This window comes from Oligoflexus tunisiensis, assembly GCF_001748245.1.
Taxonomy (GTDB): domain Bacteria; phylum Bdellovibrionota_B; class Oligoflexia; order Oligoflexales; family Oligoflexaceae; genus Oligoflexus; species Oligoflexus tunisiensis.
Genome location: NZ_BDFO01000001.1, coordinates 6,760,228 through 6,783,510 on the forward strand (window position 1 = coordinate 6,760,228; position 23,283 = coordinate 6,783,510).

Genomic DNA, 23,283 nt, shown 5'->3' on the forward strand with positions numbered 1-23,283 from the left:
GAAACACTACGAAGCGGTCTTGTTTCGCTTCGAGAGCTGGTCCTCGATCTGCTCCTTGGTCTTGATGGCCTTATCAAACTTCTCATTCAATTCAAGGCAGCGCATGATGTAGTCCAGGGCGATTTCGTAGTGACTGCGCGTTTTGTAGCTCAGGTGAGCCAGAGCTATATTATAAAGAATTCGGTAATTTTCCTTATACTTGGGATAGAAGCGCAGGGACCTTTCATATTCCATGATGGCCCCCTCGATATTGCCCCCCTTGGCCAGCGCGACCCCTTTGTTGTTGTAGTGGCGAACCACCTCCAGGGGGTCAGTCGTGTCCTTGCAAAGAGCGATGGCATGATCGTCGAAGCCGAACTCCTGCAGCCTGGCAAACATATCGAACTTCACTTCCGGTTTGTCGGGATGGTAGCGGATCAGCTCCCGCATCTGCTTCACTGACATATCGGGGTTGTTTGCCTCCAGATAGGCCATGGCCATCTCATTGAGTCGCTCGATGTTGTTCGGTGCCAGTTTATCGGCGTGCTCCATGTATTTCAGAGCATCGTCGGGCCGGCCCAGCTTGAGCAGCAGGCGTCCCTTGTGGTTGATGGCATTCAAATTCTCCGGCTTCTGCAAAAGGATGCCATCCACAACTTCCATGGCCTTGGGGTAGGACTTCTGGACCTCGTACATCTCGCGCAAAAGATCATGCCCTCGAGGACCGAGGTCCTTGAGGTTGGACTTCACAAAGTCAATCGCCGTCTGCACCGATTCAGGGCGGGCGGCGAGTTTCGTGGCCTGGGCGGAGACTTCGCTAAAACGCATGCGGCGGGTGCGGGTCATCATAGCTTTTTTCAGCATCGGCAGGATATGAATGGGATTGAGCGGCTTGTAGATGACCTCGATATCATCGAGTTCCTCGATCAGCTTGGCCTTTGCGGGATCATGACCATCGCGGTTGCCGGCCACCAGGATAAAGCTGGTACTGCGCTTGTCCACGCTTTCGTGTGCGCGCCAACGTTGGACCAGGACCAGGCCCGGAAGTTCCTCGAAGCTGAGCTCAATCAGGACCACCGTATACATGTTTTGGTTGAACATGTAGAGTCCGGTGCTCAGGTCTGAGGCGCAATCCACCTTGATTTTATGCTTTTCAAGAGGACCCTTGATTCCCTGCCCAACGGACTTGTCAGCATCCACGATCAGAATCTTCTGCGGCAGGGTGTTATCGCTCACGGGCTTCCCCTCGTTTTTATTCGCCTTCTGTACGTGCCTCGGGTATCAAAAAGTGTATCATAGTTCCTGGCATAGCGCAGAACGTTTTCCCCAATTCCGTCCATGAAGGAGATTCAACTTGAAGATTGGCCTCAGCACTGGCGGTGGTGACTGCCCGGGTCTGAACAGCGTGATTCGCGCCGTGGTTCGCTACGCTGTGGGCACTCTTGGGCATGAGGTGATTGGTATCGAGGACAGCTTCAACGGCTTGATGGATCGCCCTTACCGCGTCCGCAACCTGACCATCAGCGATGTGTCAGGCATTTTGAATCGGGGCGGGACGATCCTCGGCACCACGAACGCGGGAAACCCCTTTCGGATCAAGGCCGGCAGCAAATCTGAATCCTGTGACAAGAGCAATCTCGTCATGGAAGCATACCGGGACCTCGGCCTCGATTGCATCATTGTCATCGGCGGTGATGGAACGCAGAATATCGCCTGCCAGTTTACCCAGATCGGCATGAATGTTGTCGGGATTCCCAAGACCATCGACAACGACCTGATGCAGGCGGATGTCACCGTCGGCTTTGAAACCGCCATGGAAGTGGCCAGCGATGCGATCCTGCGCCTGCAATCCACGGCCGAGTCTCACGATCGGATTATGGTCCTTGAGGTCATGGGTCGCCATGCGGGGCACATCGCCCTGCATAGTGGGATGGCCGCCGGTGCGCATGTGATTTTGCTGCCGGAGATTCCGTTCACTTATGACGCCATCATCAGCAAGATTCAGGAACGGCAAAAACAGGGGCAGAACTATAGCGTCATCGTCGTGGCCGAAGGGGCCATGGAAACCGATAGCGAGCCGCTTTATAATTCCACCAGTCCCGGCAAGAAAAATTTGGGCGGCATCGGCCAGCTGGTTGCAGAAAAATTGAATCAGCTCACCGGAATCGATGCCCGAATCACGGTCCTCGGACATATCCAGCGCGGCGGGCAACCCTGTCCGCGGGATCGCGTGCTGGGCACCCTTTATGGGGTGAAGGCTGTGGATCTTGCTGTGAAGAAGGACTACGGCAAGGTTGTGGTCATGCATAAGCATGAAATGAAAACCGTACCCTATGCGGCGGTGGCCAGTAGTTTCCGACCTGTGGCGCAGGATGATATGTATCTGCAGGCAGCAGAAGCGATCGGTATTTGTCTCGGACGTTAGCGAAGAAAATCAGGCAGAATTCAGGAGAAGAAGAAACTGGGGATTTTGAAAATCCCCAGGTATCTTAGCGAATGCGACCGCCGCGTCTACCGTGCGAGCTTTGGCTCTTTCTGCGCACGACGCGCAATTTTTTCTTTGCGCGGTATTTGGCTGTCTTGTTGCGTTTACGAGGCGGGCGATTTTTACGTACGTTGGCCATTGGTCTACTCCATAATATCTTGCCGCCTCGGCACACAGCTGAAGCTGGACTTTCAATCTCAAGGCACGCGTCGACCCAAAGGCAAGCGGGCGCCTCAATAGAGAGCAAAACCTAAGGGGGAAGACCCCCAAAGTCAAGAGCTTTTTGACAAGTGGAAAAAAGCTGCTAGAATAGGCCTAAATTTATGACGCCCTAACAATCTATATGATGAAACTCCATCGGCAGCCTTTTTGCAAAGGGCTCATCCGACTCTTGTATGAGGTCGTGTTCATGGACAATTCTCTCGCTTCCCAATTGGTCTTTTTGGATCCTCTGGATCAGCTGCATTTTGCAGAACGCTATGACCTGAGTCCGCTGCAAGCCTCCGACGAGGCGAACGCAGTGGCCGTTATCCAGCAAAGTTTAATGAGTTATCCCGACGAAGGCACCGTGCTGGCCTCGACCCGCCGCCGTTTGCCACGTTTTTTTGCCAGCTATCAGGAGAACGGGGCCATTTACCTCGTCCTGCGTGATCGCCTCAGCAACCATGTCATTGGCGGGGTTGGAGTGCGTCCTTTTGCTGGACTGGACCCACGTGAACGCATCGGCGAAATCCGGGAACTGGTGATCAGTCCGGACTACCGGGGTCTGGGCCTCGGCCGTAAGCTGATGAAAGCCGGCATTCAGAAAGCCCGTGAGCTGGGCTACGTCCGTCTTTACCTGGAGGCCACTTCGGAAATGCGCCACGCGCAAAGCCTCTTCCGTCGCGTCGGATTCCGCCCGGTGGAGTTTCAGCAGAAGGAAAATGCCGACAGTCGTCGCGAAATTTTCCCCAGCTATTTTGTTTTGGAACAAGCGGACTGAAATGATGAGAAGGCGGACCGGAACCGGATGGGTCCGCCTGATATTTGCGATGTGTGCTAGATTCTGACCCGAGCCCCCGCATAGATCCCCGGCATACTCACCTGGAAGCTATCCTGGTCCTCGAACTTGAAATTGAAGATGCGATAGCTCGCGCCGAAGAGAAAATCGAAGGTGGGGCTTGCAGGGAAAAATGCGTCCCAGCCGAGCATGGCGGCGACGCCGCTGGTTTCGTCCGTGACGGTTAGGCCACCGATTTTGCCTTCAAAACTGGCCTGAGCAACTCCCAATCCAATGCGGAAGGTGCCGAAAGCCGCGTCGCCCAGACTGTAGCCGTAGCCAGCCTTCAGCATCATCACGAGGTCGAGATCGAGGTCAACATCCACGTCGCCGAAGGCCGTCTTGTCGGTGAACGCGGATTTGCCGGTGGATAACTCGGCTCCGAGTTCAATGCGATTCCACGTGTCACGCTTGATGCCGTAGCCGACATCCGCACCCAAAAGATAAGCCGTGCCTGGCGAACCGGATCCAGCCTTGAAGGATTGGCCCAGATTCAAATGACCACCCACGTAGGGGCCAGCGAAATTCCTATCAACCGGTTCCACAGCCAGGGCCTGACCCATACACAGCCAGAAAGACATCACAACAAACGCTCGAATTAGCCGCATACACTCTCCGCCATAAAAGCATGTAAAATCCACGCGTCGCTCTCCATCATACCTGACAGGCCCGTGAAGTCCATCCGGACCATGGATCAGGCCATGGGTCCTGGATTTGGCTGGACAGCCCGGTTGATTTCCACTAAGCTCCCCCGACCTATACGCTTAGGTTGAAAGTCGAGAGGAAAAAACATGGCTTCCCCTACCAAAAGATCCAAAGTTAGACGTGCAATGAACAAAGCTCGCGCTGGCAAGAAGCGCAAAAATAAAATTCGCATCGAAGGAACAACAGCAGCCAGCCTGCCACTCAATGTTCCCAATGCCAACGAGCGCGCACAAAAGGCAGCGAACGCCTAAGGTCATACCTGAGGTTAAGTTGACTTGAGCTGGGGCTGAACAACCGCACATTCGCTGGAAGCGTGCTGTCGTTCAGCCCCATTGCGTTTTGGAAGTGCCACTTACGGAAAGATTTGACGAAGTGGCGCAAACTTTATATTCAAACTTGTACACATATCGCAAGAATAGGGGCTGTGATGGCGTCGAATGATCTCCATGTCAGTCAGATATCGGCTGCGCTGCGCGCGCGTTCTGTGGATCTTGTGGTCTCAGGTTCCATCGGAGCGGTGGAAAGCGTTCGCTTCATCCGCGCCCTGCGGCGTCTGGGGGCCGATGTTCATCCCTGGCTGACCCAAGGCGGAAGTTTGTTCACGACGGAAACCGCCCTCTCCTGGGCAGCAGCCCGCAGGGCCCGCACGCAGTTTGAAGGGGATGCCTCGCATATCGCCCAGCATGATGCCTGCATCATCGCTCCGGCTTCCGCCAGCCTCATCAGCAAACTGGCCCAGGGTCTGACCGATTCCCCGGCGACCGCTCTGATTGCCTCGTATCTGGGTCAGCAGAAACCGGTCATCCTCGTTCCGAATATGCATGACAGCCTTCTGCATAGCCCCATGGTGGCCGCGAATCTGCAAAAAATCAGCAGCTTCTGCACCGTGCTCGCCGCGCGGGAAGAGGAAGGCAAGCAAAAATTCCCGGATCCCAAAGAGCTGGCGGACCGCATCGCCCATATTCTGAATCAGCAGCAGGGCCGCAAATTTCTGCTCACCATGGGCACGACGCGCGGTCCCATTGATGATGTGCGCTACATCTCGAACTATTCATCCGGCGCCCTCGGCAGCCACATCAGCGAGGAATTCTACCGCTATGGACATCGCATGCACGTCGTGGCCGGACCCTGCCCCGTGCGCCCGCGGAGTTATTCGGCTCTCACCTCGGTCATCACCAATGATGAGATGCTGGCCGCCGTCCAGGGTATCGCCAGCAGCGGCATCGATGGAGCGATCTTCGCCGCGTCCGTGCTGGATTTCGTGCCAGCCGCCAAACTCGAGGGCAAGGTGCGGAGCCGGGATGAACTGAAGGTGGAGTTCGTTCGCACACCCAAGATCATCGCTGAAGTGAAACAAAAGCTCGCCTTCAAGGTGGGCTTTAAACTGGAAGTCGCAGCCAACACGCAGGAACGGGACGCGATTGTGCAGGATTATCTGCAGAAGTATCAGCTCTCGCACCTGGTTTATAATCAGCTCCAGGACGTGAATCAGACGGAACATACGGCACAGATCTTTGCCGGCTCAACGACAGCATCCCAAACCTTAAGCGGCAAGGATTCCATCGCAGAATATTTGGTTCAAGAAGCAGGGAGAACGTTTCATGAACGACACGACTGAGACTTTGAGCAAGCCCATGACCACAGGTTTTCCAGGGCAGGATTATCTGCGCGCGGTCGTTTTCTGGGCGACATTTGTCTTTGCAACAGGCGTCTGCTACCTGATCCTGCTCGCCATTGTGATTTGGAAAAAACTCTTTGATCCCAAGCACGTCACCCAAGGAGCTCACTGGCTGGCCACCTTCTGGGCTCGCTGGATCATGCATGCCGCTCCGGGCTGGCGATGGAGCTACAGCGGTTTTGAGAATCTGCCCAAGGAAGGCGAACCTCCCGTGGTGCTCGTGGCCAACCATCAAAGCTCTGCGGATATCGGCGCCATTTATCTGACCCAGGCTCAGTTCCGCTGGCTGTCGAAGGACACCGTCTTCCGCCTGCCCTGCATCGGTCACGCCATGAAATGGGCTGGCTACGTTTCCATCAAACGCGGCGATCGCCACAGCAGCCATGCCGCTGTACGGCAAAGCGCGGCCTGGATTCGCCGGGGCGTGTCGATGTTCTATTTTCCAGAAGGCACCCGCAGTGAGGATGGACGCCTGCGGGATTTCAAGGTCGGCGCCTTCCGCCTCGCCGTCGAGGAAGGTGTGGCCATCTGCCCGGTCGTGCTCTGCGGCACCAAGGATATGATGCGAAAAAATTCGGGGATTCCCAAGGCCGCGCACCTGATCCTGGACGTGATGCCCAAAGTCTGGCCGCTGCCCGAGGAAACCCCCGAACTCTTTGCCAGGCGCGTCCGATCCATGATCGAAGCACGCCTGCGCTATCTCGAATCCATACTCTAATTAGCGATTAGCGCTTCATGTTCACCACTTCCTCAATCATGCTGTCGGTAGTGGTGATCGAGCGGGAGTTGGCCTGGAAGCCACGCTGACTCCTGATCATCTCCACAAACTGCTGCGCCATGTCCACGTTTGATTCTTCCAAAGTCGAAGCATAGATCGATCCGCGCACACCCGACTGCGGTGTCCCGATCCGCGGCGCCCCGGAATCATTGGTCGCATAGAACTGGTTACGACCGGCTTTCATAAGGCCATCCTGGTTTTCGAAGGTCGCCAGGGCAAAGGAGCCGAGGATACGTTCGATCCCGTTGGTGTAATAGCCTTTGATCTTGCCATCCAGGTCGATCTTCAGCGACTTGATATTCCCCGACTCATAACCGTTCTGGCTGTGGAAGACCGTGAGCGAGGACGAAGCCGTCGAGCTGGAGGCGCCGACGCCGTTGCCTTCCTCGGAACCCATGTTCTTGCCGAAGTCGATCAGGATCTTCTGATCCGGCACGGCGCCTTTTGAGAAGTTCGCGCTTGATTCGTTATAGATTTCTTCCAGCAGGTTGCCTTTGTTATCAAACCTGACGGTTCCGTTGGCGATTTCCTTGATCTTCGCGCCATCGGCATCGGTCACTTCCTTGCCATCGACCGTCGCATGCCATTGCCAGGAAATGCCTTCATCATCATTGATACGGCGGAAATAAGTGGTCATCGCATGCTTGGTCCCATGACTGTCGAATACGTTGACCGTGGTATTGAAGTTCGATGTTTTCACCGGATCATTGATATCAAATTCCACGGGCAGTGGTTCGGCACGTGAATCGAGGTTCACGTTCAGCACCACCTTGTCCGTTCCCTTGGGTGGGATGTTGTTCGTCACAATGCGGATGTCGGTGAGCTTGGTCGACAGCACTCCGTCCTGATCGGCTTCATAACCCTGCAGGTGGCCGCCGGTCGCATCCGACAGATAACCATCCTTATCAAAATTGAAGGAGCCGACGCGGGTATAGAAGAGGCCACCGGCCTCCTGCTTCTCACCCTTCGGGTTATTCACAACGAAAAAACCATTGCCCTGAACGGCCATATCCGTGAGACGATCGGTGACGGACAAGCCGCCCTGTGTGTGAATGGCTCGCACACGACTGAGACGTGCACCACGACCCAACTGCGCCTGTCCAACCGAGCTGCCGAGGTCAAGCGACAGCAGGTCATCAAATTCAACCCTGTCATACTTAAAACCTTTGGCATTGGCGTTCGCCAGGTTGTTCGCCACGACAGCCATGCTGTCAGACATGACGGACAAACCGGTAACTCCTGTGTACAGCGATTGAGAAATAGCAGCCATGGAACCCCCTCTGAAAGACGATCGCACTCATAACGAGTCTCGATTCTTATTCAGATTAGCACGCGCTCTTCAAGCTGGAGGATTGTTGAAAAAAGACATACCTTGGGGGTGGACCAGGCAGAATCGTCCCGGCAAGTTCATACCGGGACGGGATGGATTTTTTCAGGCCATGGATTTCATTTTTTGCAGGTTATTTCCGGCAGTCGCATCCTGGTTGGCACCGGCTTTCGCCGCGCCACTGCCATTGGCTTCCACCCACTTCCTGTATTCTTCCGGCTGCAGTTTTGGCGACGGCACACCGTCCGGACGTGGATTTTCCACGACATCCTGCCAGGCGGAATAAAGCGTGCGGAGAAGCTGCTCAACCGTGCGCAGACATTCGACATCGTTGTTGATATTGCCTTCAATCAGTTTATCGATCATGAAGACATAAAGATTTTCCAAATCAACGGCCAGCTGACCGCCTACTTTAAAGTCGAGCGTGGCCATCAGCTCGGAGATGATGGCGGTGGCTTTGCTGATTTGCTTGCCTTTTTCGGCGATTTTTCTATCCAGCATGGCGACTTCAGCATGTTTCACAAAGCGAATCGCTCCCTCATAGAGCATGAGGAGAACCTTTTCACGACTCGCCGTCGTAATTTGGGTCTTCTGATAGGCCTTGTAGGGATTGTTCATCTTGAAGCAGCTCCTTACTGGTTACTTGTTATCGTTATTATTCGCCGCAAACCGCTGCGCGAGAAAATCGCCTTGTGCCTTCATTCCGGAGAGGGTCGATTCGAGGTTGGTAAACCGTCTCTTGATCGAGTCCGCTTTCTTGGCCGCTGCTGCTTCTTTCCTGGCAATCCCTTGATCCTGGTCCTTGATGATATTATCGAGGGCCCTTGTTCGACTTTTCAGGATACCATTCTGAGCATCACGCAAGCCTTTCACCTGCTCTGCGAGGCGGGCTGCAACCCCCGTCGAATCCTTACCGCGAATGAAGATCTTGGCAACACCTTCGTAATCTTCGGTCAAAGCCTGCTTTACTTTAGACTCATTGAAATCCAGCTCCCCTGTTTTGGGGTTGGTCGTTATCCCAATGTCGGCCATGGTTCGATATTTTCCTGAGCCTTGGACAGGGTCGCCCAGAACACTTCTTAAATTCCGCATGACCGTTTTAATTGTGCCGTCGGAGGCAAGAATGCCGGCGCGACCCGACTTGGCATCCACCTGAAACTGGCCGTTTATGAATTTGGAAATCTCATTGTACTTTTCCACAAAGCCATAAATCGATTCGAGGGTGGCATCCACATCGTAATTGATCTGCACCTGGACTCGGGTCCCCGGCTCGGAACGCTTGACGTTGAATATAACGCCATCCACCAGTTCCTTGAGGCTGTTCGTCTCATCGGTGACGGGCACGTCCTCGAACAGGACATCGAGGTTGCGGCCGACCACCTGCTCTTTGAATTCGAGAAAGGTCGTATCCTCGTCGATCCGGATCTTGGATTCCTTGCCGGATTTTTCACTGACCACAAGCAGGCGATAAGGGTCGGGCATGTACTTGGTGTTAATCACCATAGCCTTGACGCCGCCGTCGGCCTCGTTGATGATTTCGGCAACATTCTGCAGGGTGGAACCCGGCTCGATCGTGATATCGAGGTCGTCCTGCCCTTCCCTCTCGATCACCATATAACCGAAGCCGACTGGCGTCTGGTCCTTGTCGGGGAACCCGTAGGCCAGTTCCTTCTCCGATTTGGCAAGGCCACGCACTTCAAACTCATAGCTGCCTGGCAGCGAGAAACCAGAGACGGTGCCATCGAGGATGTCGGGATGGGAGGATTCGACTTTCATTTTATAGAAGTCGGTCTTGGTCTTGATCTTGTTCAGCGCCGTATCCAAACCACTGATCATATCGATCAATTTCTTGAATTCCGCCCGCTCGTTATCGACACCATCCCGGCGCCTTTTGGCGTTCTCAATCGGGATCTTTTCAACCTCGATTAAACCCTCTACAATCTTAGGGTCGAAGAGGCCAGTGGTCGCGCCCGGCATGCTGCGAACTCCCATGAGCTTTCCCCCTTATTTGACTGGAAATGAAAAACGATGAGTCTTTATCACCCGAAAGAACCAATCCATTTTCAGCAACGCAATCAACTCTTGCAAGAGTGCCTGCGGCCGGATCCTTTGCCTTTCCCGATCGAACAGGAATATCCCATCGTCCTGGCGCCGGAAGGCCAAGGTTTCAGTTACTGTCATGACTTTCAAAATCAGATGTGTTCCCACGCCAATTTATGGCCGCGCAAGGTCATCAATGCCTTGGGACAGGAGCCGTTCCTCATTGGTCTGGTGGGCAACGTCGCCACGGATCCTCGCTTTCGAGGGCATGGCCATATGCGTAGTCTTCTGACAGCTGTGGAAGAAATCGCTCAGCAAAATCACTTGAAGGCTTTATTTTTGTGGAGCGACCTGACTTCATTCTATCAGAAGTTGGGCTTCGTGTCAGTGGGACAGGAATACCACTTTCATTTTGCCGAGCCCCGTTTCGGCAGCAAGGCCCGCACCTCGGCCCGCCTTGTCCGCACGGGCCTGCAAGGCCTTTCCGATGATGTTCTGCTGCGGCTGCAGGCGCTCAAACCTCGGGTTGCGCAGACGCTGGAGCGCAGTCTTGCGGAATTCCGCCGGATGCTGGATATTCCCTGGCTTGAACTCTATCTTGCGTATGAAGCGGCGGATATTGTTGCATTTGCGCTGATTGGCAAAGGTTACGATATGATGGGGGTCATTCACGAGTGGGGCTGTACGGATGCGGCTTATCTTTTGGATCTGGTGCATTTCGTGCGGCGGGACAAGGATCTGCCGCAGTGCATGCTGCTCACACCTGGCGAGCTGCAGCCCGCCTGGCATCAGGAAATTCTCGCCCAGGCTTCAGCTGTGGAAGCTGTGCCTATGGCGCTCATGAAAGTTCTGGAGAAAGGGAAGGAAAAGGAGCTGCATCAGCTCTTTATCTGGGGACTGGATTCCATTTAAGTATTCTGCAGGAGCGTCAGGGCCATCTTCGGAATCGAGTTGGCCTGCTGCAGAACGGATGTACCAGCCTGCATCAGGATGTTGTTCCGCGTCAGCTCCGAGGTTTCCAGCGCCACGTCAACATCCTTGATCCGTGAGTTGGCGGCGGTCAGATTTTCAATCGACACCGACAGGTTACGAATGGTGGACGTCAGACGGTTATCGATGGCACCGAGTTCGCCACGGATCGAGGACACATCCTCAATCGCACCGTCGATGATGCTCAAGGAACGCTGGGCGTTGACCTTGGTATCGATCGAAAGCTCCTCAAGACCGAGCTTGTCGGCGTTCACATCCGACTTGAAGGCATCAAAGGAAATCCGGTCCACACCGAGAAGGTTCAGGCCGCCGGTATTCACCTGGAAGTCGAGGGATCCACCTGTACCGTCGAGCAGCACCGTTCCGTTGAATTCGGTGACGTTGGCAATCCGGTCCACTTCTTCCTTGAGGGACTGATACTCTTCATTCAAATAACGACGTTCCTGGGACCCGATGGTATCCGAAGCCGCCTGAACTCCAAGTTCCCGCAGACGCACGAGGATGTTCTGAATCTCTTCCAAGCCGCCTTCAGCAACCTGGATCAGAGAGATACCATCCGACGCGTTACGTTGGGCCTGAATCAGACCCCGGGTTTTGGCACGCAGTTTTTCTGAAATCGCCAGACCGGCCGCATCATCACCGGCTTTATTGATGCGATAACCACTCGAAAGGCGTTCCAACGAACGATCGAGCAGTCGTCGTGTGTTGATCAAGTGCCTTTGAGAAGTCAGCGAGGAGACGTTGGTCGCGATGCGCAAACCCATGAGTTACCCTCCGAAACACTCCAAAGGAAAGTCCTTCGAGTGACAGAACTCGACAGCATAAACATTCTTGGAAAATGAAGGCTGCTCTTTTTTATTCTAACACACGCTCTCATCCGCATTCAATGTGGAGGGAACGCGACGCGGGATGAAATGTTTGCCGGGTGGGCCAGAGCGGACCGCAGCGGGGCCGCCCTGGACGAGGCTTTCACTGAAGGAACGCTTTCATATCATTGAGAAGAACAGGAGCCTTGGTGGCATCGATAAGAACCGGAACCGGCAGTTTACCGGCTTTCAGCCAGTAACGCGTGGACGCTCCGGCCTCTTCCAGAATGGCCCAGGTATCGAGATCCTCGCGTTCGCTTTTCAGCACCAGCGTGAATTTCGGGGTCAGTTTGTTCAATGCTTCCAGCTCCTGATCCTGCGGATAGCCTTCCACCCGCAGCTTCAGGACCTTGTCAATCCAGTTGCGGAAGGCCTCGCTTGCGGTGTCCTTGGCTTCCGGATACCAGGTCTTATTCTTGCCCAGGGTTTTGCGGAAGAAGCGCCATTCCTTGCCATCCTGAATCACATAGACGCGGGCCACATCATCCTCGGCAAAGCTGAAAGGCTTGGACATGGCCATGCGGGCCTTGGGCTTCTCCAGCATGCTCATGACCTTGCGCTGGACGAGCAGCACGAGGTTCTTATCCTTGTCCAGGACAAACACGGTCGGGGACTGGAAACTGCGCTTGCCCATGAGCAGCGTGAAGACCTTGCCGTCGCCATAGTGCACTTCAAAGGTTCCGGTGGGTTTGTCGAGACCAAAGTCCACGAGGTTCACTTTTCCGGCTTCGCCAATCTGCTTTTCCACTCGGAAGGGGGCCAGCTCCCCCAGAAGTTCCTTGATCCGATCCCCCACGAGATAACGGTCCTTGACCGAGACGTCGTTCGGCCCTTCCTTGCGCTTTTCCGTGGACTCGATCCAGAAGGCATCCGGCACCGTCGCATCCTTGATGACTTCAACCGTGCCGTCCTCATCGGTATATACGATCTTTTTCAGGCTCTCTTTGGCGATATGGATCCATTCCTTGCCGACGATGTCACTGTTCACCGTCGGGCGCGAAGCAAACCAGGCAAAGGCCAGAGACGCTATAAAAAACGCCACATAGGGAATAATCTTGACTCTCATGCGCGTGTCCTCTTACGACGATTGGCCACAAATCCGAGCGCCAGAATCAGGAGCGGGGCCAGATAGATGGAACCATGGAATACGATCAGTTCGCGTCCTTTCGAATGCTGAATCCGCACATCCTCTTCCGACTCCACGGCACCCGAGGTGTTCATGCGGTCGGTCAGCCAGCGGAAGGTGTCGAGAGCCATCCATTGGTTGCCATTGTAATAGAGCGGTGGATCGCCCAGCATGCTGGAATCCGCAAGGACGATGACCTTGGCTTTTTTGCCTTCGGCCATGGCTTTTTCCGCAGCCGCCGCCAGGGGATAGGAGCCGCGCACTTCATCCGGATCATAGTCGAAGTTCTTGTTGGTATCGATAAAGGTGCTCCGGAGTGCCATGATCGTGGACACAGGGTGCCAGGCGTTGGTGCCGCTTTCCACCACAAGATAGCCCGAATGAAGAGCGAGGACGTTCAGCTTTTCATCGTTACGGGTCAGCGTGGAAACCGATTCATGACTGCCGAAGAGATTCGTATAGAGATACACACGATCGAACTTCTGCCGGGTGGAGCGGACAAATTCACGGTCGTTGGCGAGGCGGATCTTGCGGAACTGGATCCCAACTTCCTTCAGAAGGGTATCCAGTTCATTCTGATCGGCCACCACGACCTCTTCCGCCTGCTCCCCTGCGGATTCCACATCCAAAGCCAGCAGCAGTCGGCCGCCGCGGTTCAGATAATCCCGGAACGTTTGCACCTCTTCCTTGGCAAAGCTTGCGGTCGGACCCACCACAGCCACGGCCTCCGCATCGTCGGGGATGGGCTCGAACGTACTGGGCAGGGATTTGGGAGTCAGATTCTGCGAGCGCAGAACCGTTTCCAGATTGCGCAGCGAGCGCAGGGGGCTGTGCCGATCGATGCCCCAGCTCATCTCACCGTGGCTGGAGGTGAAGTAGATGATGCCCCTCTCCGAGGTCAGCTGCAGGAGCGCCTTTTGAAACTGGGCGTCGAGGTTCCGCAGTTTTTTTCTGGCGTTTTCCAGCTTGTCCCCAAGGTCGATGCGCTGACGCTTGCCATCCTTCAAAAGAACGATCTGGCCGTTTTTGGAAACCTTGAATTCCTCGGCCTGAGCCGGATAGAAATCCTTGTCATAGTATTCGAGCTGAAGGTTGCTGTTTTTCTGTGCCAGGACATCGAGGTACTCCCGCACAAAGGAGGCCACTTCACTGTCCTTGGTAAAGAAGACCCCGGTCCGTACCGGTGCCTCAAGACTTGCCACGGCATTGAGTGTGGCCTCGCCCGGTTTGGTCGATTTGAAATAGGAAAGGTCAAAGACCTTGTCCTTTTTCGCGGCCCCATAATTCAAGGCGCCGAGACCCAGGAAGAGAAAGCCTATGCACAGCCAGATCTTGGCCGAATAGGCCAGACGATTGGGTTCCGCATTCTCGCCCGTGCCGTTCATGCGATGACTGAACTCCACCCCCAGGCCCATGAAAAGACCCAGAAACAGAGTGGAAAGCCAGAGCACCAAAAGGCCCTTCTGCATCAGCGTATCCGGGCTCAGACTGGTGCCGAGGCTCCAACGGTAGACATAAAAAAGGAGCACGCCCAGAATCACCAGAATCTTCCAGACCAGCACCAGCTTCCAGGATTTGGCCTCGGCCAGTAGACCCTGGTTGTTGGCCTTTTGCATCAAGAGGAGGGTGAACCCGAGCGGGATCAGGGTGACCAGCGCCCCAATGATGGCCACGATTTTATAGGAATCATAGGTTTTCAGATAACGTTCGGCGATAAAGACCAGGGCCAATCCCAAAAGAAAAAGCGGGATGCGCAGCGCGCGAAGTGCGTTCATTAGCCTTGCAACCTCCGTGTCTCGAGCGATTTGATGGAACATTCCAGGAAGAAAAAGACCAGGCTGCAGTAGTACACCACATCACGGGTATGCAGCACACCATTGGAGAAGGGACGGAAGCGTTCATTATGGATCGACATATAGGAGAAAACTTCACGGAAGGGCTCATCCACGCGATAGGACAGGAGCCAGAGCAGCAGGAACAAAACCGTCATCGCGGCGGCTGAAATCCCGGCAATCAGCTGGTTCGGGGACACCACTGAAGCGAAGAGGGAAACGGCCAGCACGCTGGCACCGAGCAGAGTCACCCCCAGGTAACCCGCCACCATATGGCCGATGGACACCTTGCCTTCCAGAAAAATCAGCGAGGGCAGATAGATGCTCAGCACCTGCAGGATCACGAACATGACGAGGGCCGACAGGAACTTGCCATAGACGAGCTGCCTTTCACTCAGCGGGGACGTGTAAAAGAGCACGATGGTCCCGGTCTGCTTTTCTTCCGCCAGAAGACGCATGGCGAGGAAAACTGCCGCCACCATGGCGATACCGCTGCTGAAAAAGAAAAAATCCTTGAGCACATCGCTCGATAGCTTCGCCTCATCCCCTATGGCAAAGGTATTGAACAGCATCCCATCGATCAGAAGGGCTGCAAAAATAATGATGTAGCCCATCCACGTCGTGAAATAAGCGCCAAGTTCCCTGCGCGCGATCAACCAGATCTTGTTCATCAGCTTGCTCCGTCCGTCTTGATCAGTTTGAGGAACAGCGTTTCCAGTTCCGCTTCCTTCTTGCCGAGGCTCAGGAGGCGGCCTCCGGCTTGCACCACCGCCTTGGCAATATCGCCGCGAATATCGCTGGAACATAGAATATCCAGGTAGAAGGCGTTCTTGCGGGCTTCCTTGATTTCCTGAACCCCTGGCACGGCGCGAATGGCTTCGCGCACCCGGTCGTCGAATGCTTCCAGTTCGATCCGGACCTCCAGGGTCTGATTCACCTGACCGCGCAGATGGGCTTCGGAGCCTTCCGCGACCAGCCGGCCCCGATCGATCACCAGGATCCGATCACAGGTTTTGGTAATTTCCGACAGAATGTGACTGGAAAGAATTACGGTATGCTCCCCTTTCAGCGACAGGATCATGTCCCGCATTTCGACAATTTGAATGGGGTCGAGACCGTTGATCGGCTCATCGAGAATCAGAACCCGCGGTTTGTGGACCAGGGCCTGGGCAATTCCTACGCGCTGACGGAAACCGTGGGACAATTCGCCCAGGCGAACCTCAGCCACTTCATGCAGGTTCGTCTTGCGCATCGCATCGTCCACAAAGGACGGCACCTGGTCGTTCGCCACGTTTTTTAAACGCGCGACGAAACGCAGGTACTCGCGGGTCGGCATCTCGTTATAGAGAGGGGGCGTGTCGGGCAGGTAACCAATCATGCGCCGCACATCATCGGGAGACTCGAGGACGGAGTGACTGCCAATGCGGGCATCACCATGGGAGGGGACCAGGAAGCAACCGAGCACCTTGAGGATCGTACTTTTTCCGGCTCCGTTCAGACCCAGAAGACCGACGATTTCACCTTCCTTGATGGTGAAACTCAGGTTCTCGACCGCTCGTTTGTTGCCGTAAAACTTGCTGATCGAACGAACTTCAATCATGTGAAATTTCCTTGAAGAGGTCATGAACTGACATCAATCTTCAAAGATATCAAAATGATGAGCCAATGCAAGGCTGGGCGTGAAAAACGAAATTATTTATAATCTGTTATTTGTAAACCAGGAGCGGTGTTCGCTGCTGATACGAGCCCACCGCAAGGACTTCAGGCATCATCGGTTTCCAACCATTCAGGGAAAAGGATACGCCGACCAGAAGCACACCATCGCGACCACGCGGGGAACAGGGTCGATCGATATCGCATTCATCCTTATAAGGACGATCAAGCTTGACAAAAGTTCCCTCCCAGACCTTGGGCATGGGAACTTCGGCCGTTGATTTTTTTTCTTCAGAAGGTGTCTCGTCCACCGTGGTCACGGGGGCTGGCTCAGAGGCCTTGGCCTTCTTAACCTTGACGGATTTGCGGGCAACCACACGACGGGGTGCGGGAGCAGGTTCCGGCATCACCGGCGCAACGGTCTCGGACACCACTTCATAAGGTGTCGCGACAGGAGCAGGTTTTTCGGGGTTTTTGATATCGAGGCCAAGCCAGGCCAGATAAGTGAGAGCACCAAGAGTCATCGCCGCCAGGGTAGTTTTGCCTTTTTTCATCATCAGCTCCGCAGTCACAGCAAGTCAAAGGGACAGGCACCTGGGCCGAGTATATGCATTTTTGGCATATTATCAAGGGAAAAACATTGCCTTTGCAGCCGGATATTCGTATCCATGTCGTGCAGCGGGCCATGTCCGCCGCATTCAGTGAATTTATCAAAGGAATTTCCGGCCTTGCGCGCGCCTTCCCGTTCCCATGCCTTTGCCCTCTGGGGGACAGCGACCCTCTGTCTCGCCGTTTTCCTATTGTCCTGGTCGTTTGGGGGAGCGTCGGCCTATCCCTGGCAATTGTTGAGTCCTTCCGAGGATTTGGAGCTGCTCCACCGAATTTTGATCGATATTCGCCTGCCGCGGGTGGTCGCGGCCTGTCTGATCGGGGGGGCCCTGGCTGCGGCCGGGGTTTTGACCCAGGGGCTTTTTCGCAACCCGCTGGCCAGCCCCTCGGTGGTCGGGATCAGCAGCGGCGGTGTGCTGGGCGCCATCCTCGCCTTTTACTTCGGTTTCAATCTTATCAATCTCTGGGTCCTGCCCCTTTTTGCGCTGGTGGGCTGCATGCTCACCACCACGGTTCTTCTGCGTTTTGCCCGGGATCCGCACGGGTTTCCGATCGAGGATCTCCTGCTGATCGGTTTTGCGCTGAACGGCATTCTCAGCGCCCTGACCTCGTTCGTGCTGTCGCTCGCGCTCAATGATTTTGACAAGGCACCGGCCATGATGAACTGGATGCTGGGAACGCTCAGCGGCAAAACCTGGGAGCACTGTCTGGTCGCATCCGGTCCTCTGATTCTTGGGGTTTTCTTTGCGCAAAAACTCGCCTATCGCTTCAATGTGCTGAGTCTCGGCAATGATGTCGCGCAAACGCTGGGCCTGGACCTCAAGCGCCTGCGCACCCAGGCTGTGCTGTTGGTTTCCATCCTGGTGGGAACATCCGTTTCGATGTCGGGCATGATGCCCTTTATTGGCCTCATCGTTCCCCATTTAACCCGCATGATGGTGGGTCCCGACCATCGACAGCTGCTCGGACTTTCGGTGATCAATGGCATGACGCTCCTGATGCTGGCCGACCTGGTGGCCCGCATTCTGATTCCGCCCCAGGAAGTGCAGGTCGGCGTTTTGATTTCCCTGATCGGTTCCCCATTTTTTCTGTGGATGCTCTATCAAAGACGGAGGCAGGCGGCGCTATGACCTCGGCTTTGAAAGTGGTGCTGCTGGTTCTGAAAGTTCAGGATAAAATCCTGCTGGATCATATCAATCTTGATCTCAGGAGGGGTGGCATTCATTTGATACTCGGGCCAAATGGGGCGGGAAAAACCCTGCTCCTGCGCTGCATGGCCGGCGTGCTGCAGCCGAGCTCGGGACATGTTGTCCTCGGTGACCCGCGCCCGCCCATGCCACTCAGCTGGACGCCGCTGAGCCATACGCTGCCCTTTGCCTTTACGGTTGAGGAGCTGGTGCTGATGGGCCGTTATCCCTGGCATCAGGGTTTTCCGGGGAAAAGCGATCACATCGCCGCCCGGCATGCCCTGGATCGGGTGGGCATGCCGCATTTTGCTGATCGGATTTACAACAGTCTCAGTCGGGGGGAGCAGACCCGTGTGGATATGGCTCGTGCGATCGCTTCCGACAGTCAGTTGATGCTGTTTGATGAACCCTTTGCGAATCTCGATATCGATGCCAGTCTGCAGATGACGGCGCTCTTTGCGGAGCTGGCGCGGGAAGGACGAACCCTGGTTTTGTCGCATCACGATCTTTATTCGGCGCGTGATCTGGCCACGGATCTCGTCTTTTTAAGGAGGGGCAAGCTGGTGGCCGCCGGTCCCTGCCCGGCGCTTTTCACCCCCGACATGATCCGGCAGACCTATGATGTGGAGGCACGGGTTCATGAGGATGCCAGCACCGGCGCCTGGTTCATTCGGTTTCAGAATCCCTCGCTTTAACTGTTGCGCCCCAGTTCCTGGGAACGCAGCGTGGCTTTTTCCACGGCGCTTACAAACATCGAACGCAGACCGCGTTCCTCGAGTTCATGCAGAGCGGAAATGGTGGTGCCGGCCGGAGTGGTCACCTGATCCTTTAAAATCGCGGGATGCAGCCCCATGGCCTTGACCATGGCGGCAGAGCCGAGCACGGTTTGCGTCGCCAGCTTCAAAGCCAGGTCCTTGGGCATGCCCATTTTCAAGCCACCATCGGCCAGCGCCTCAATCACCATATAGATATAAGCCGGACCGCTGCCCGAAAGTCCTGTGACCGAATCCATCAGAATTTCCTTGGTCCAGTAGGCTTCACCCACCGCCTTGAAAATTTGTTCCGCGCGGCTTTTGTGAACGTCCTCGGCCTTTTCGTTGGCGCACATGGCGGTGGCCGCCTCACCGATCACGGCCGCGATATTCGGCATCGCACGGACGATGGGCCCTTCATAACGCAGTTCCTCGGCGATGGTGCTGGTTTTTTTACCTGCGAGGATCGAGATGATCAGATTATCCGGTTCCAGCTTGCCCGCCAGGGTTTTGGCAATGGTTGGCAGATCCTGCGGTTTCACGCAGAAAATCAGCACATTCCTATGCTTTTGAATATCCTGGAGCGAGGCCAGACCACGTGCGGGGCCTTCTCCCACCACCTGATCGATGCGATGCTTGTCCACGTCATAGACTTCGATCGGCAGCGGGTTCTTTGCCGAGGATTTCAAGAGTCCGCGAACCAGAGCCGCTCCCATGTTACCGAGACCAATGACGGTGATCTTTTCCATAAACACTCCATGGATCGTTTGCGCAGCGGGGCTTTTTTTCTTATCCTGGAGGGAGTCAATCCCGCGCAACGGGTTTCTTTTTGGAGGCTCCCCTGTGACCAGCCGAACGCTGTTCGCCCTCATCAGCGCCGCTATGGTTTGGAATCTTCCAAATATCACCCTGGCGCAGGCAATGCAAGGCAGCAGCGAATCAGGCGTGGAACCGGCAACCGATGCGAAGGAAGACGCGACCGGCAACCCGGTCCTGCAGATGCCGGCGCGCAAAGCTCCGGTCAAGGCCAAACCCAAACCGAAAAAACCTGCCCGACCCGCAAAAGGCAGAACGCCGCCGCAGCAGGCTCCTTTTTTTCCACCGGCACCACCGACGAACCTGCCGGACTCGGGCTTTGGTGCCCCGTTGCCTGAGGAACGGGGCTTTTTTGATATCTGGGGTGATGATCCCACGACAGCTACGACGGGAACGACCGAAGACAAAAACCAGTTGGGCCTTCTGGGAGTGGGGAATTATCTGGGGACGGGCGGCGGTCTCGAATATCTGAGGCGTTCCTTCAGCTGGATGGATTGGGGCCTGCAGGTCACCAGCACGCAGGCACGGCTGACCAACTCCCAAAATCCGCAGACGGATGAATTTCTCTCCACGCGCATGACCAGCGCGCGCCTGACGAGCCGCGTTTTCAACAGCCGCTGGCTTTATCTCGGGACCGGCTTGAGTTTCAACAGTGTCCAGGGACGCTATGGTTGGGAAGGCCCGGGCGTGGCGAACGAAGAGATCGCAGTGGATTTCACCGCGCAGATGATTCTACTGGATGTCGTGCTCGGCAGTCAGTGGGAACCGGGCAAGGGCTTTTACATAGCCATGGATTGGGTGGGTTTCGGCGGCCCCGTCGCGGGCACGCTGGAATATGATATCGACTCCGATCTGGATGATCTCGTTCTGGTGTTCACCGGATCCACGACCGAGGAACGCATTCAAAAGGAATTGGGCGCTCAGTTTCGGCCGTTTTATGGCGTCCTGAAAGTTGGCTATATGTTCTGATCACTTGTGCTTGAAAGTATAAACACCATCCCAGGGCTGGCCTGGTGATTCCTCGATATAATGATCGATCCGCTCGCAGTACATGATGCTGGCTTTATCATCCGGCTTCATCTGCAGACAACCCACAAAATGCCCGCGCGCCTCCTCCCATTTCTGAGCGGTATAGGCCTTGCGCCCCTGCTCAAAGCGGGCGATGAAGGTACGGATCTGGTCAGGCGTGGCCAGGAAATCGGGCCGCATCAGATGGAAGACTTTCACCGGCTCGTTCTTCCCTTTCACACGGATATCATCCAGATCACGGGTAAAGAACTTGCCTGGAGTAAGCTTTGCATGTGTGAATTCGCTGATCATGATCTTGATGCCGTATTCCTTGGTCAGACCTTCCAGACGGGAACCAAGGTTCACGGCATCGCCCATGACGGTATAGGTGAAGCGTTCGCCTGAACCCATGTTACCAACCGACATGGGACCGGTGTTCAGACCGATGCCGATATCAATATCGGGAAAACCCTTGGCCTTGAATTCCATCCGCAATTTATCAAGCGCATAGAGCATTTCGATGGCCGCCTGGCAGCCGGTTTCTGCAGGATTCTCCAGCTCCAAAGGAGCGCCCCAGAAGGCCATGATTGCATCGCCGATGTACTTGTCCAGAACACCTTTGCTGCGCAGAACGATGCTCGTCATCGGGGTGAAGTATTCATTCATCAGTTCACTGAGCTTTTCCGGAGTCAGGGTTTCCGAGATGGTGGTAAAGCCGCGCACGTCGGAGAAGAAAACGGTCAGTTCTTTTTTCTCGCCACCCAGCTTGAGCTGCTCGGGATTTTGCAGAACCTGGTCGATCACCTCGGGACTCAGGTAATGCTGGAAGGCTCCCTTGACCATTTTCTTTTCTTTTTCTTCGGTGATGTACTTGTAAAGAGTCACCACGCCAAACATGAGCGTCACTTCACCGGCCGGCACGACCATAAAGGTCCAGATGCCTTTGCCCATCCAGAGATATTTATCCACATAGTAGTAGGCCACGAGGAAGGCGATCAGGAAAAGGCCCGAAATCGAACCCGCCCCAAAGGAGAGGATCATCGTAAAGATAAACCCAAGGATGAGCACGATCTGCATTTCGGTTTTGAAGATGCTGGCCGGGCGCTTGTAGAAATCCCCGCGGACGATGTTGTCCATGACGGCCGCATGGTTTTCCGCACCATTAATGGTGGGGTCAAAGGCGTTGGGGCGCATATCGTTGATGCCGGTGGCTGTGGCGCCAAGCAGCAGTACGGAATCCTTCAGCGCTTTTTTCTGTTTCTCGGTGAAGGAGTCGCGATAGGCAGCGGCCAGGCCATAGTGTGGAATGGTTTCACCGCGACCGCGCGGATTGATCAGCACGCGGCCTTTGCCCGCCGAGTCCACCGGAATATCGATGGAGTCGCTTGGATCATCGCGGTTGATCAGAGCCAGGCTTTCGATGCCGTTGTTATTGAAGAAGACGAAGATCTCGCGATTCAGATATTCCGCCACGGTTTTCAAAGCCAGACAGGGCATAAGATGACCGTTTACATCGGCCACCAGCGTCAGCCAGCGGTTGATGGCATCCTGGTCGGCATCATTGTTGAAAAAGGCGAAGTGGCTTCCCGCTTCATCAATGAGGGGATCGTTGACCTGAATCGCTTCCGGTTTCATCAGTGGGTAATCGGAAAGCTTTTTGCCGGCCGGCATGTCGATACCCATGATTTCCGAGACGATGATGCGATCGAGGCCTTCAAAGTGATTCCGACCGCCCAGGGCTTTTTTCGCTTCCAGTTTGGTTTCCATATAGAAGTAGCCCAGAACGATATTGCCAAAATTCTGCAGACCCTCGCGAAAGATCTGATCGGCCGGGCTTAATTTTTTCATCTGGCCGATGGATTGCATCACCCGATTCAGATCGCGCGACTGGTTGCGGCTGCCGGTTACACTGCGGAGCTGGCCTTCAATATCATCGAGACTGGGCCGTTCGGGCTTATCATAAACCGAGTCAAAACCAATCCACTTGACGCCATGCTTCTTGAGATTTTTGAAGGCCTGATCATAATAACGTCGGGAGAAAGGCCAGCGACCGAACTCATGAATGGAATCATCATCAATGGCCAGAATCCCGACCTTGCCCGTGGGCTTTTGAGGACCGCGCAGGCTGGTCACCTTGATATCAAACCAGGCGCTTTCAATGCGATAGAGAGGGTCGCGTTCGTTGGAGCCGATCGCGGATCGAAAGTAGTGCTGCCGCAGAGCCCACCATGAGGCTCCGACGATGGTGCTGCAGATGATCCAGATCGGCAGCAGCTTTGAGATCTTGCTCCAGACTTTACGCAAAAAGGCCTTCATGGTCGCATCCCTTGCTTGTGACTTAAGCTCGGCTGGCAAAGTCTTCGGAAGACTGGAGAAAAATTTAATGCCTCAGGAAAAACTGAGTTAAACTTTT

The 23,283-nt window shown here is 55.0% G+C and carries 22 protein-coding genes; 9 read left to right on the plus strand and 13 right to left on the minus strand.

All coding sequences use genetic code 11. The features are described from left to right. Nucleotides 1–6: 6 nt before the first annotated feature. Nucleotides 7–1,215 (minus strand): tetratricopeptide repeat protein, encoded by a 1,209-nt coding sequence (locus OLTU_RS28075; RefSeq protein ID WP_141736041.1) that lies wholly within the window; start codon nucleotides 1,213–1,215, stop codon nucleotides 7–9. 118 nt (nucleotides 1,216–1,333) lie between these two features. Between OLTU_RS28075 and OLTU_RS28080 the strand changes: the two genes are divergently transcribed. Then, on the plus strand, nucleotides 1,334–2,404 hold the full coding sequence (locus tag OLTU_RS28080) for a 6-phosphofructokinase (RefSeq protein ID WP_141736042.1): 1,071 nt from the start codon (nucleotides 1,334–1,336) through the stop codon (nucleotides 2,402–2,404). Between the two features lie 469 nt (nucleotides 2,405–2,873). Beyond that, nucleotides 2,874–3,446, plus strand: coding sequence for a GNAT family N-acetyltransferase (locus OLTU_RS28085; RefSeq protein WP_176737038.1), 573 nt, complete (start codon nucleotides 2,874–2,876; stop codon nucleotides 3,444–3,446). 56 nt (nucleotides 3,447–3,502) lie between these two features. On the opposite strand, the gene OLTU_RS28090 is transcribed toward OLTU_RS28085, so the two are convergent. Further along, a complete protein-coding gene (locus OLTU_RS28090) occupies nucleotides 3,503–4,111 on the minus strand; it encodes an outer membrane beta-barrel protein (RefSeq protein ID WP_141736044.1) in 609 nt (202 codons plus the stop codon). 222 nt (nucleotides 4,112–4,333) lie between these two features. Between OLTU_RS28090 and OLTU_RS33005 the strand changes: the two genes are divergently transcribed. The 3 genes from OLTU_RS33005 (at nucleotide 4,334) to OLTU_RS28100 (ending at nucleotide 6,604) form a co-directional block, all read left to right on the plus strand. After that, nucleotides 4,334–4,459, plus strand: a complete 126-nt coding sequence (locus tag OLTU_RS33005) for a hypothetical protein (protein ID WP_281181253.1) — start codon at nucleotides 4,334–4,336, stop codon at nucleotides 4,457–4,459. Between the two features lie 176 nt (nucleotides 4,460–4,635). Beyond that, nucleotides 4,636–5,826, plus strand: coding sequence for a phosphopantothenoylcysteine decarboxylase domain-containing protein (locus OLTU_RS28095; protein WP_141736045.1), 1,191 nt, complete (start codon nucleotides 4,636–4,638; stop codon nucleotides 5,824–5,826). Beyond that, the gene (locus OLTU_RS28100) at nucleotides 5,810–6,604 is read left to right on the plus strand and encodes a lysophospholipid acyltransferase family protein (RefSeq protein ID WP_141736046.1); all 795 of its coding nucleotides are present in this window, start codon (nucleotides 5,810–5,812) and stop codon (nucleotides 6,602–6,604) included. Before OLTU_RS28095 ends, OLTU_RS28100 begins: the two co-directional genes overlap by 17 nt. A 7-nt stretch (nucleotides 6,605–6,611) precedes the next feature. Here the strand turns inward: OLTU_RS28100 and OLTU_RS28105 are convergent, their stop codons facing one another. The 3 genes from OLTU_RS28105 to fliD all read right to left on the minus strand — a co-directional run bounded on the left by OLTU_RS28105 (nucleotide 6,612) and on the right by fliD (nucleotide 9,983). Beyond that, nucleotides 6,612–7,934, minus strand: coding sequence for a flagellar hook protein FlgE (locus OLTU_RS28105; RefSeq protein ID WP_141736047.1), 1,323 nt, complete (start codon nucleotides 7,932–7,934; stop codon nucleotides 6,612–6,614). A 162-nt stretch (nucleotides 7,935–8,096) separates the two neighbouring features. Further along, nucleotides 8,097–8,609 carry a flagellar export chaperone FliS gene (gene fliS / locus OLTU_RS28110; RefSeq protein WP_141736048.1) on the minus strand — a complete coding sequence of 171 codons (513 nt, stop codon included), beginning with the start codon at nucleotides 8,607–8,609 and terminating at the stop codon, nucleotides 8,097–8,099. Nucleotides 8,610–8,630: 21 nt separating this feature from the next. Then, nucleotides 8,631–9,983, minus strand: coding sequence for a flagellar filament capping protein FliD (fliD, locus tag OLTU_RS28115; RefSeq protein WP_141736049.1), 1,353 nt, complete (start codon nucleotides 9,981–9,983; stop codon nucleotides 8,631–8,633). Nucleotides 9,984–10,073: 90 nt separating this feature from the next. Between fliD and OLTU_RS28120 the strand changes: the two genes are divergently transcribed. Further along, on the plus strand, nucleotides 10,074–10,943 hold the full coding sequence (locus tag OLTU_RS28120; RefSeq protein WP_218110331.1) for a GNAT family N-acetyltransferase: 870 nt from the start codon (nucleotides 10,074–10,076) through the stop codon (nucleotides 10,941–10,943). Here the strand turns inward: OLTU_RS28120 and OLTU_RS28125 are convergent. The 6 genes from OLTU_RS28125 to OLTU_RS28150 all read right to left on the minus strand — a co-directional run bounded on the left by OLTU_RS28125 (nucleotide 10,940) and on the right by OLTU_RS28150 (nucleotide 17,052). Continuing rightward, nucleotides 10,940–11,785 (minus strand): flagellin N-terminal helical domain-containing protein, encoded by an 846-nt coding sequence (locus OLTU_RS28125; RefSeq protein WP_141736051.1) that lies wholly within the window; start codon nucleotides 11,783–11,785, stop codon nucleotides 10,940–10,942. The two genes, OLTU_RS28120 and OLTU_RS28125, sit on opposite strands and share 4 nt — an antisense overlap. Nucleotides 11,786–11,990: 205 nt before the next feature. After that, a complete protein-coding gene (locus tag OLTU_RS28130) occupies nucleotides 11,991–12,953 on the minus strand; it encodes a DUF4340 domain-containing protein (RefSeq protein ID WP_141736052.1) in 963 nt (320 codons plus the stop codon). Then, nucleotides 12,950–14,788, minus strand: coding sequence for a Gldg family protein (locus tag OLTU_RS28135; RefSeq protein WP_176737040.1), 1,839 nt, complete (start codon nucleotides 14,786–14,788; stop codon nucleotides 12,950–12,952). The genes OLTU_RS28130 and OLTU_RS28135 overlap by 4 nt, the downstream gene beginning before the upstream one ends. After that, nucleotides 14,788–15,516 carry an ABC transporter permease gene (locus OLTU_RS28140; RefSeq protein WP_176737041.1) on the minus strand — a complete coding sequence of 243 codons (729 nt, stop codon included), beginning with the start codon at nucleotides 15,514–15,516 and terminating at the stop codon, nucleotides 14,788–14,790. Before OLTU_RS28140 ends, OLTU_RS28135 begins: the two co-directional genes overlap by 1 nt. Continuing rightward, nucleotides 15,516–16,445, minus strand: coding sequence for an ABC transporter ATP-binding protein (locus OLTU_RS28145; protein WP_141736055.1), 930 nt, complete (start codon nucleotides 16,443–16,445; stop codon nucleotides 15,516–15,518). The genes OLTU_RS28140 and OLTU_RS28145 overlap by 1 nt, the downstream gene beginning before the upstream one ends. Nucleotides 16,446–16,551: 106 nt before the next feature. Beyond that, nucleotides 16,552–17,052, minus strand: a complete 501-nt coding sequence (locus tag OLTU_RS28150) for a hypothetical protein (protein WP_141736056.1) — start codon at nucleotides 17,050–17,052, stop codon at nucleotides 16,552–16,554. A gap of 174 nt (nucleotides 17,053–17,226) precedes the next feature. On the opposite strand from OLTU_RS28150, the gene OLTU_RS28155 reads away from it, so the two are divergent. Next, complete coding sequence (locus tag OLTU_RS28155; RefSeq protein WP_176737042.1) at nucleotides 17,227–18,237, plus strand: FecCD family ABC transporter permease; 1,011 nt, start codon at nucleotides 17,227–17,229, stop codon at nucleotides 18,235–18,237. Then, on the plus strand, nucleotides 18,234–18,989 hold the full coding sequence (locus tag OLTU_RS28160) for an ABC transporter ATP-binding protein (RefSeq protein ID WP_141736058.1): 756 nt from the start codon (nucleotides 18,234–18,236) through the stop codon (nucleotides 18,987–18,989). Before OLTU_RS28155 ends, OLTU_RS28160 begins: the two co-directional genes overlap by 4 nt. Here OLTU_RS28160 and proC read toward each other — a convergent pair. Further along, nucleotides 18,986–19,795, minus strand: coding sequence for a pyrroline-5-carboxylate reductase (proC, locus tag OLTU_RS28165; protein WP_176737043.1), 810 nt, complete (start codon nucleotides 19,793–19,795; stop codon nucleotides 18,986–18,988). The genes OLTU_RS28160 and proC overlap by 4 nt on opposite strands. Nucleotides 19,796–19,889: 94 nt before the next feature. Here proC and OLTU_RS28170 point away from each other — a divergent pair, with 94 nt between their 5' ends. Then, nucleotides 19,890–20,831 (plus strand): hypothetical protein, encoded by a 942-nt coding sequence (locus OLTU_RS28170; RefSeq protein ID WP_141736060.1) that lies wholly within the window; start codon nucleotides 19,890–19,892, stop codon nucleotides 20,829–20,831. Here OLTU_RS28170 and OLTU_RS28175 read toward each other — a convergent pair whose 3' ends face one another. Continuing rightward, nucleotides 20,832–23,186: an adenylate/guanylate cyclase domain-containing protein gene (locus OLTU_RS28175; RefSeq protein WP_141736061.1), complete on the minus strand. Its 2,355-nt coding sequence runs from the start codon at nucleotides 23,184–23,186 to the stop codon at nucleotides 20,832–20,834. Between the last annotated feature and the right edge of the window lie 97 nt (nucleotides 23,187–23,283).

Coding starts and splice junctions, on each gene's coding strand:
- OLTU_RS28140 (WP_176737041.1), bottom strand. CDS start 15,516: ATGAACAAGATCTGGTTGATCGCGCGCAGGGAACTTGGCGCTTATTTC.
- OLTU_RS28150 (WP_141736056.1), bottom strand. CDS start 17,052: ATGAAAAAAGGCAAAACTACCCTGGCGGCGATGACTCTTGGTGCTCTC.
- OLTU_RS28135 (WP_176737040.1), bottom strand. CDS start 14,788: ATGAACGCACTTCGCGCGCTGCGCATCCCGCTTTTTCTTTTGGGATTG.
- OLTU_RS28130 (WP_141736052.1), bottom strand. CDS start 12,953: ATGAGAGTCAAGATTATTCCCTATGTGGCGTTTTTTATAGCGTCTCTG.
- OLTU_RS28085 (WP_176737038.1), top strand. CDS start 2,874: ATGGACAATTCTCTCGCTTCCCAATTGGTCTTTTTGGATCCTCTGGAT.
- fliD (WP_141736049.1), bottom strand. CDS start 9,983: ATGGGAGTTCGCAGCATGCCGGGCGCGACCACTGGCCTCTTCGACCCT.
- proC (WP_176737043.1), bottom strand. CDS start 19,795: ATGGAAAAGATCACCGTCATTGGTCTCGGTAACATGGGAGCGGCTCTG.
- OLTU_RS28160 (WP_141736058.1), top strand. CDS start 18,234: ATGACCTCGGCTTTGAAAGTGGTGCTGCTGGTTCTGAAAGTTCAGGAT.
- OLTU_RS28175 (WP_141736061.1), bottom strand. CDS start 23,186: ATGAAGGCCTTTTTGCGTAAAGTCTGGAGCAAGATCTCAAAGCTGCTG.
- OLTU_RS28100 (WP_141736046.1), top strand. CDS start 5,810: ATGAACGACACGACTGAGACTTTGAGCAAGCCCATGACCACAGGTTTT.
- fliS (WP_141736048.1), bottom strand. CDS start 8,609: ATGAACAATCCCTACAAGGCCTATCAGAAGACCCAAATTACGACGGCG.
- OLTU_RS28125 (WP_141736051.1), bottom strand. CDS start 11,785: ATGGGTTTGCGCATCGCGACCAACGTCTCCTCGCTGACTTCTCAAAGG.
- OLTU_RS33005 (WP_281181253.1), top strand. CDS start 4,334: ATGAACAAAGCTCGCGCTGGCAAGAAGCGCAAAAATAAAATTCGCATC.
- OLTU_RS28105 (WP_141736047.1), bottom strand. CDS start 7,934: ATGGCTGCTATTTCTCAATCGCTGTACACAGGAGTTACCGGTTTGTCC.
- OLTU_RS28095 (WP_141736045.1), top strand. CDS start 4,636: ATGGCGTCGAATGATCTCCATGTCAGTCAGATATCGGCTGCGCTGCGC.
- OLTU_RS28090 (WP_141736044.1), bottom strand. CDS start 4,111: ATGCGGCTAATTCGAGCGTTTGTTGTGATGTCTTTCTGGCTGTGTATG.
- OLTU_RS28145 (WP_141736055.1), bottom strand. CDS start 16,445: ATGATTGAAGTTCGTTCGATCAGCAAGTTTTACGGCAACAAACGAGCG.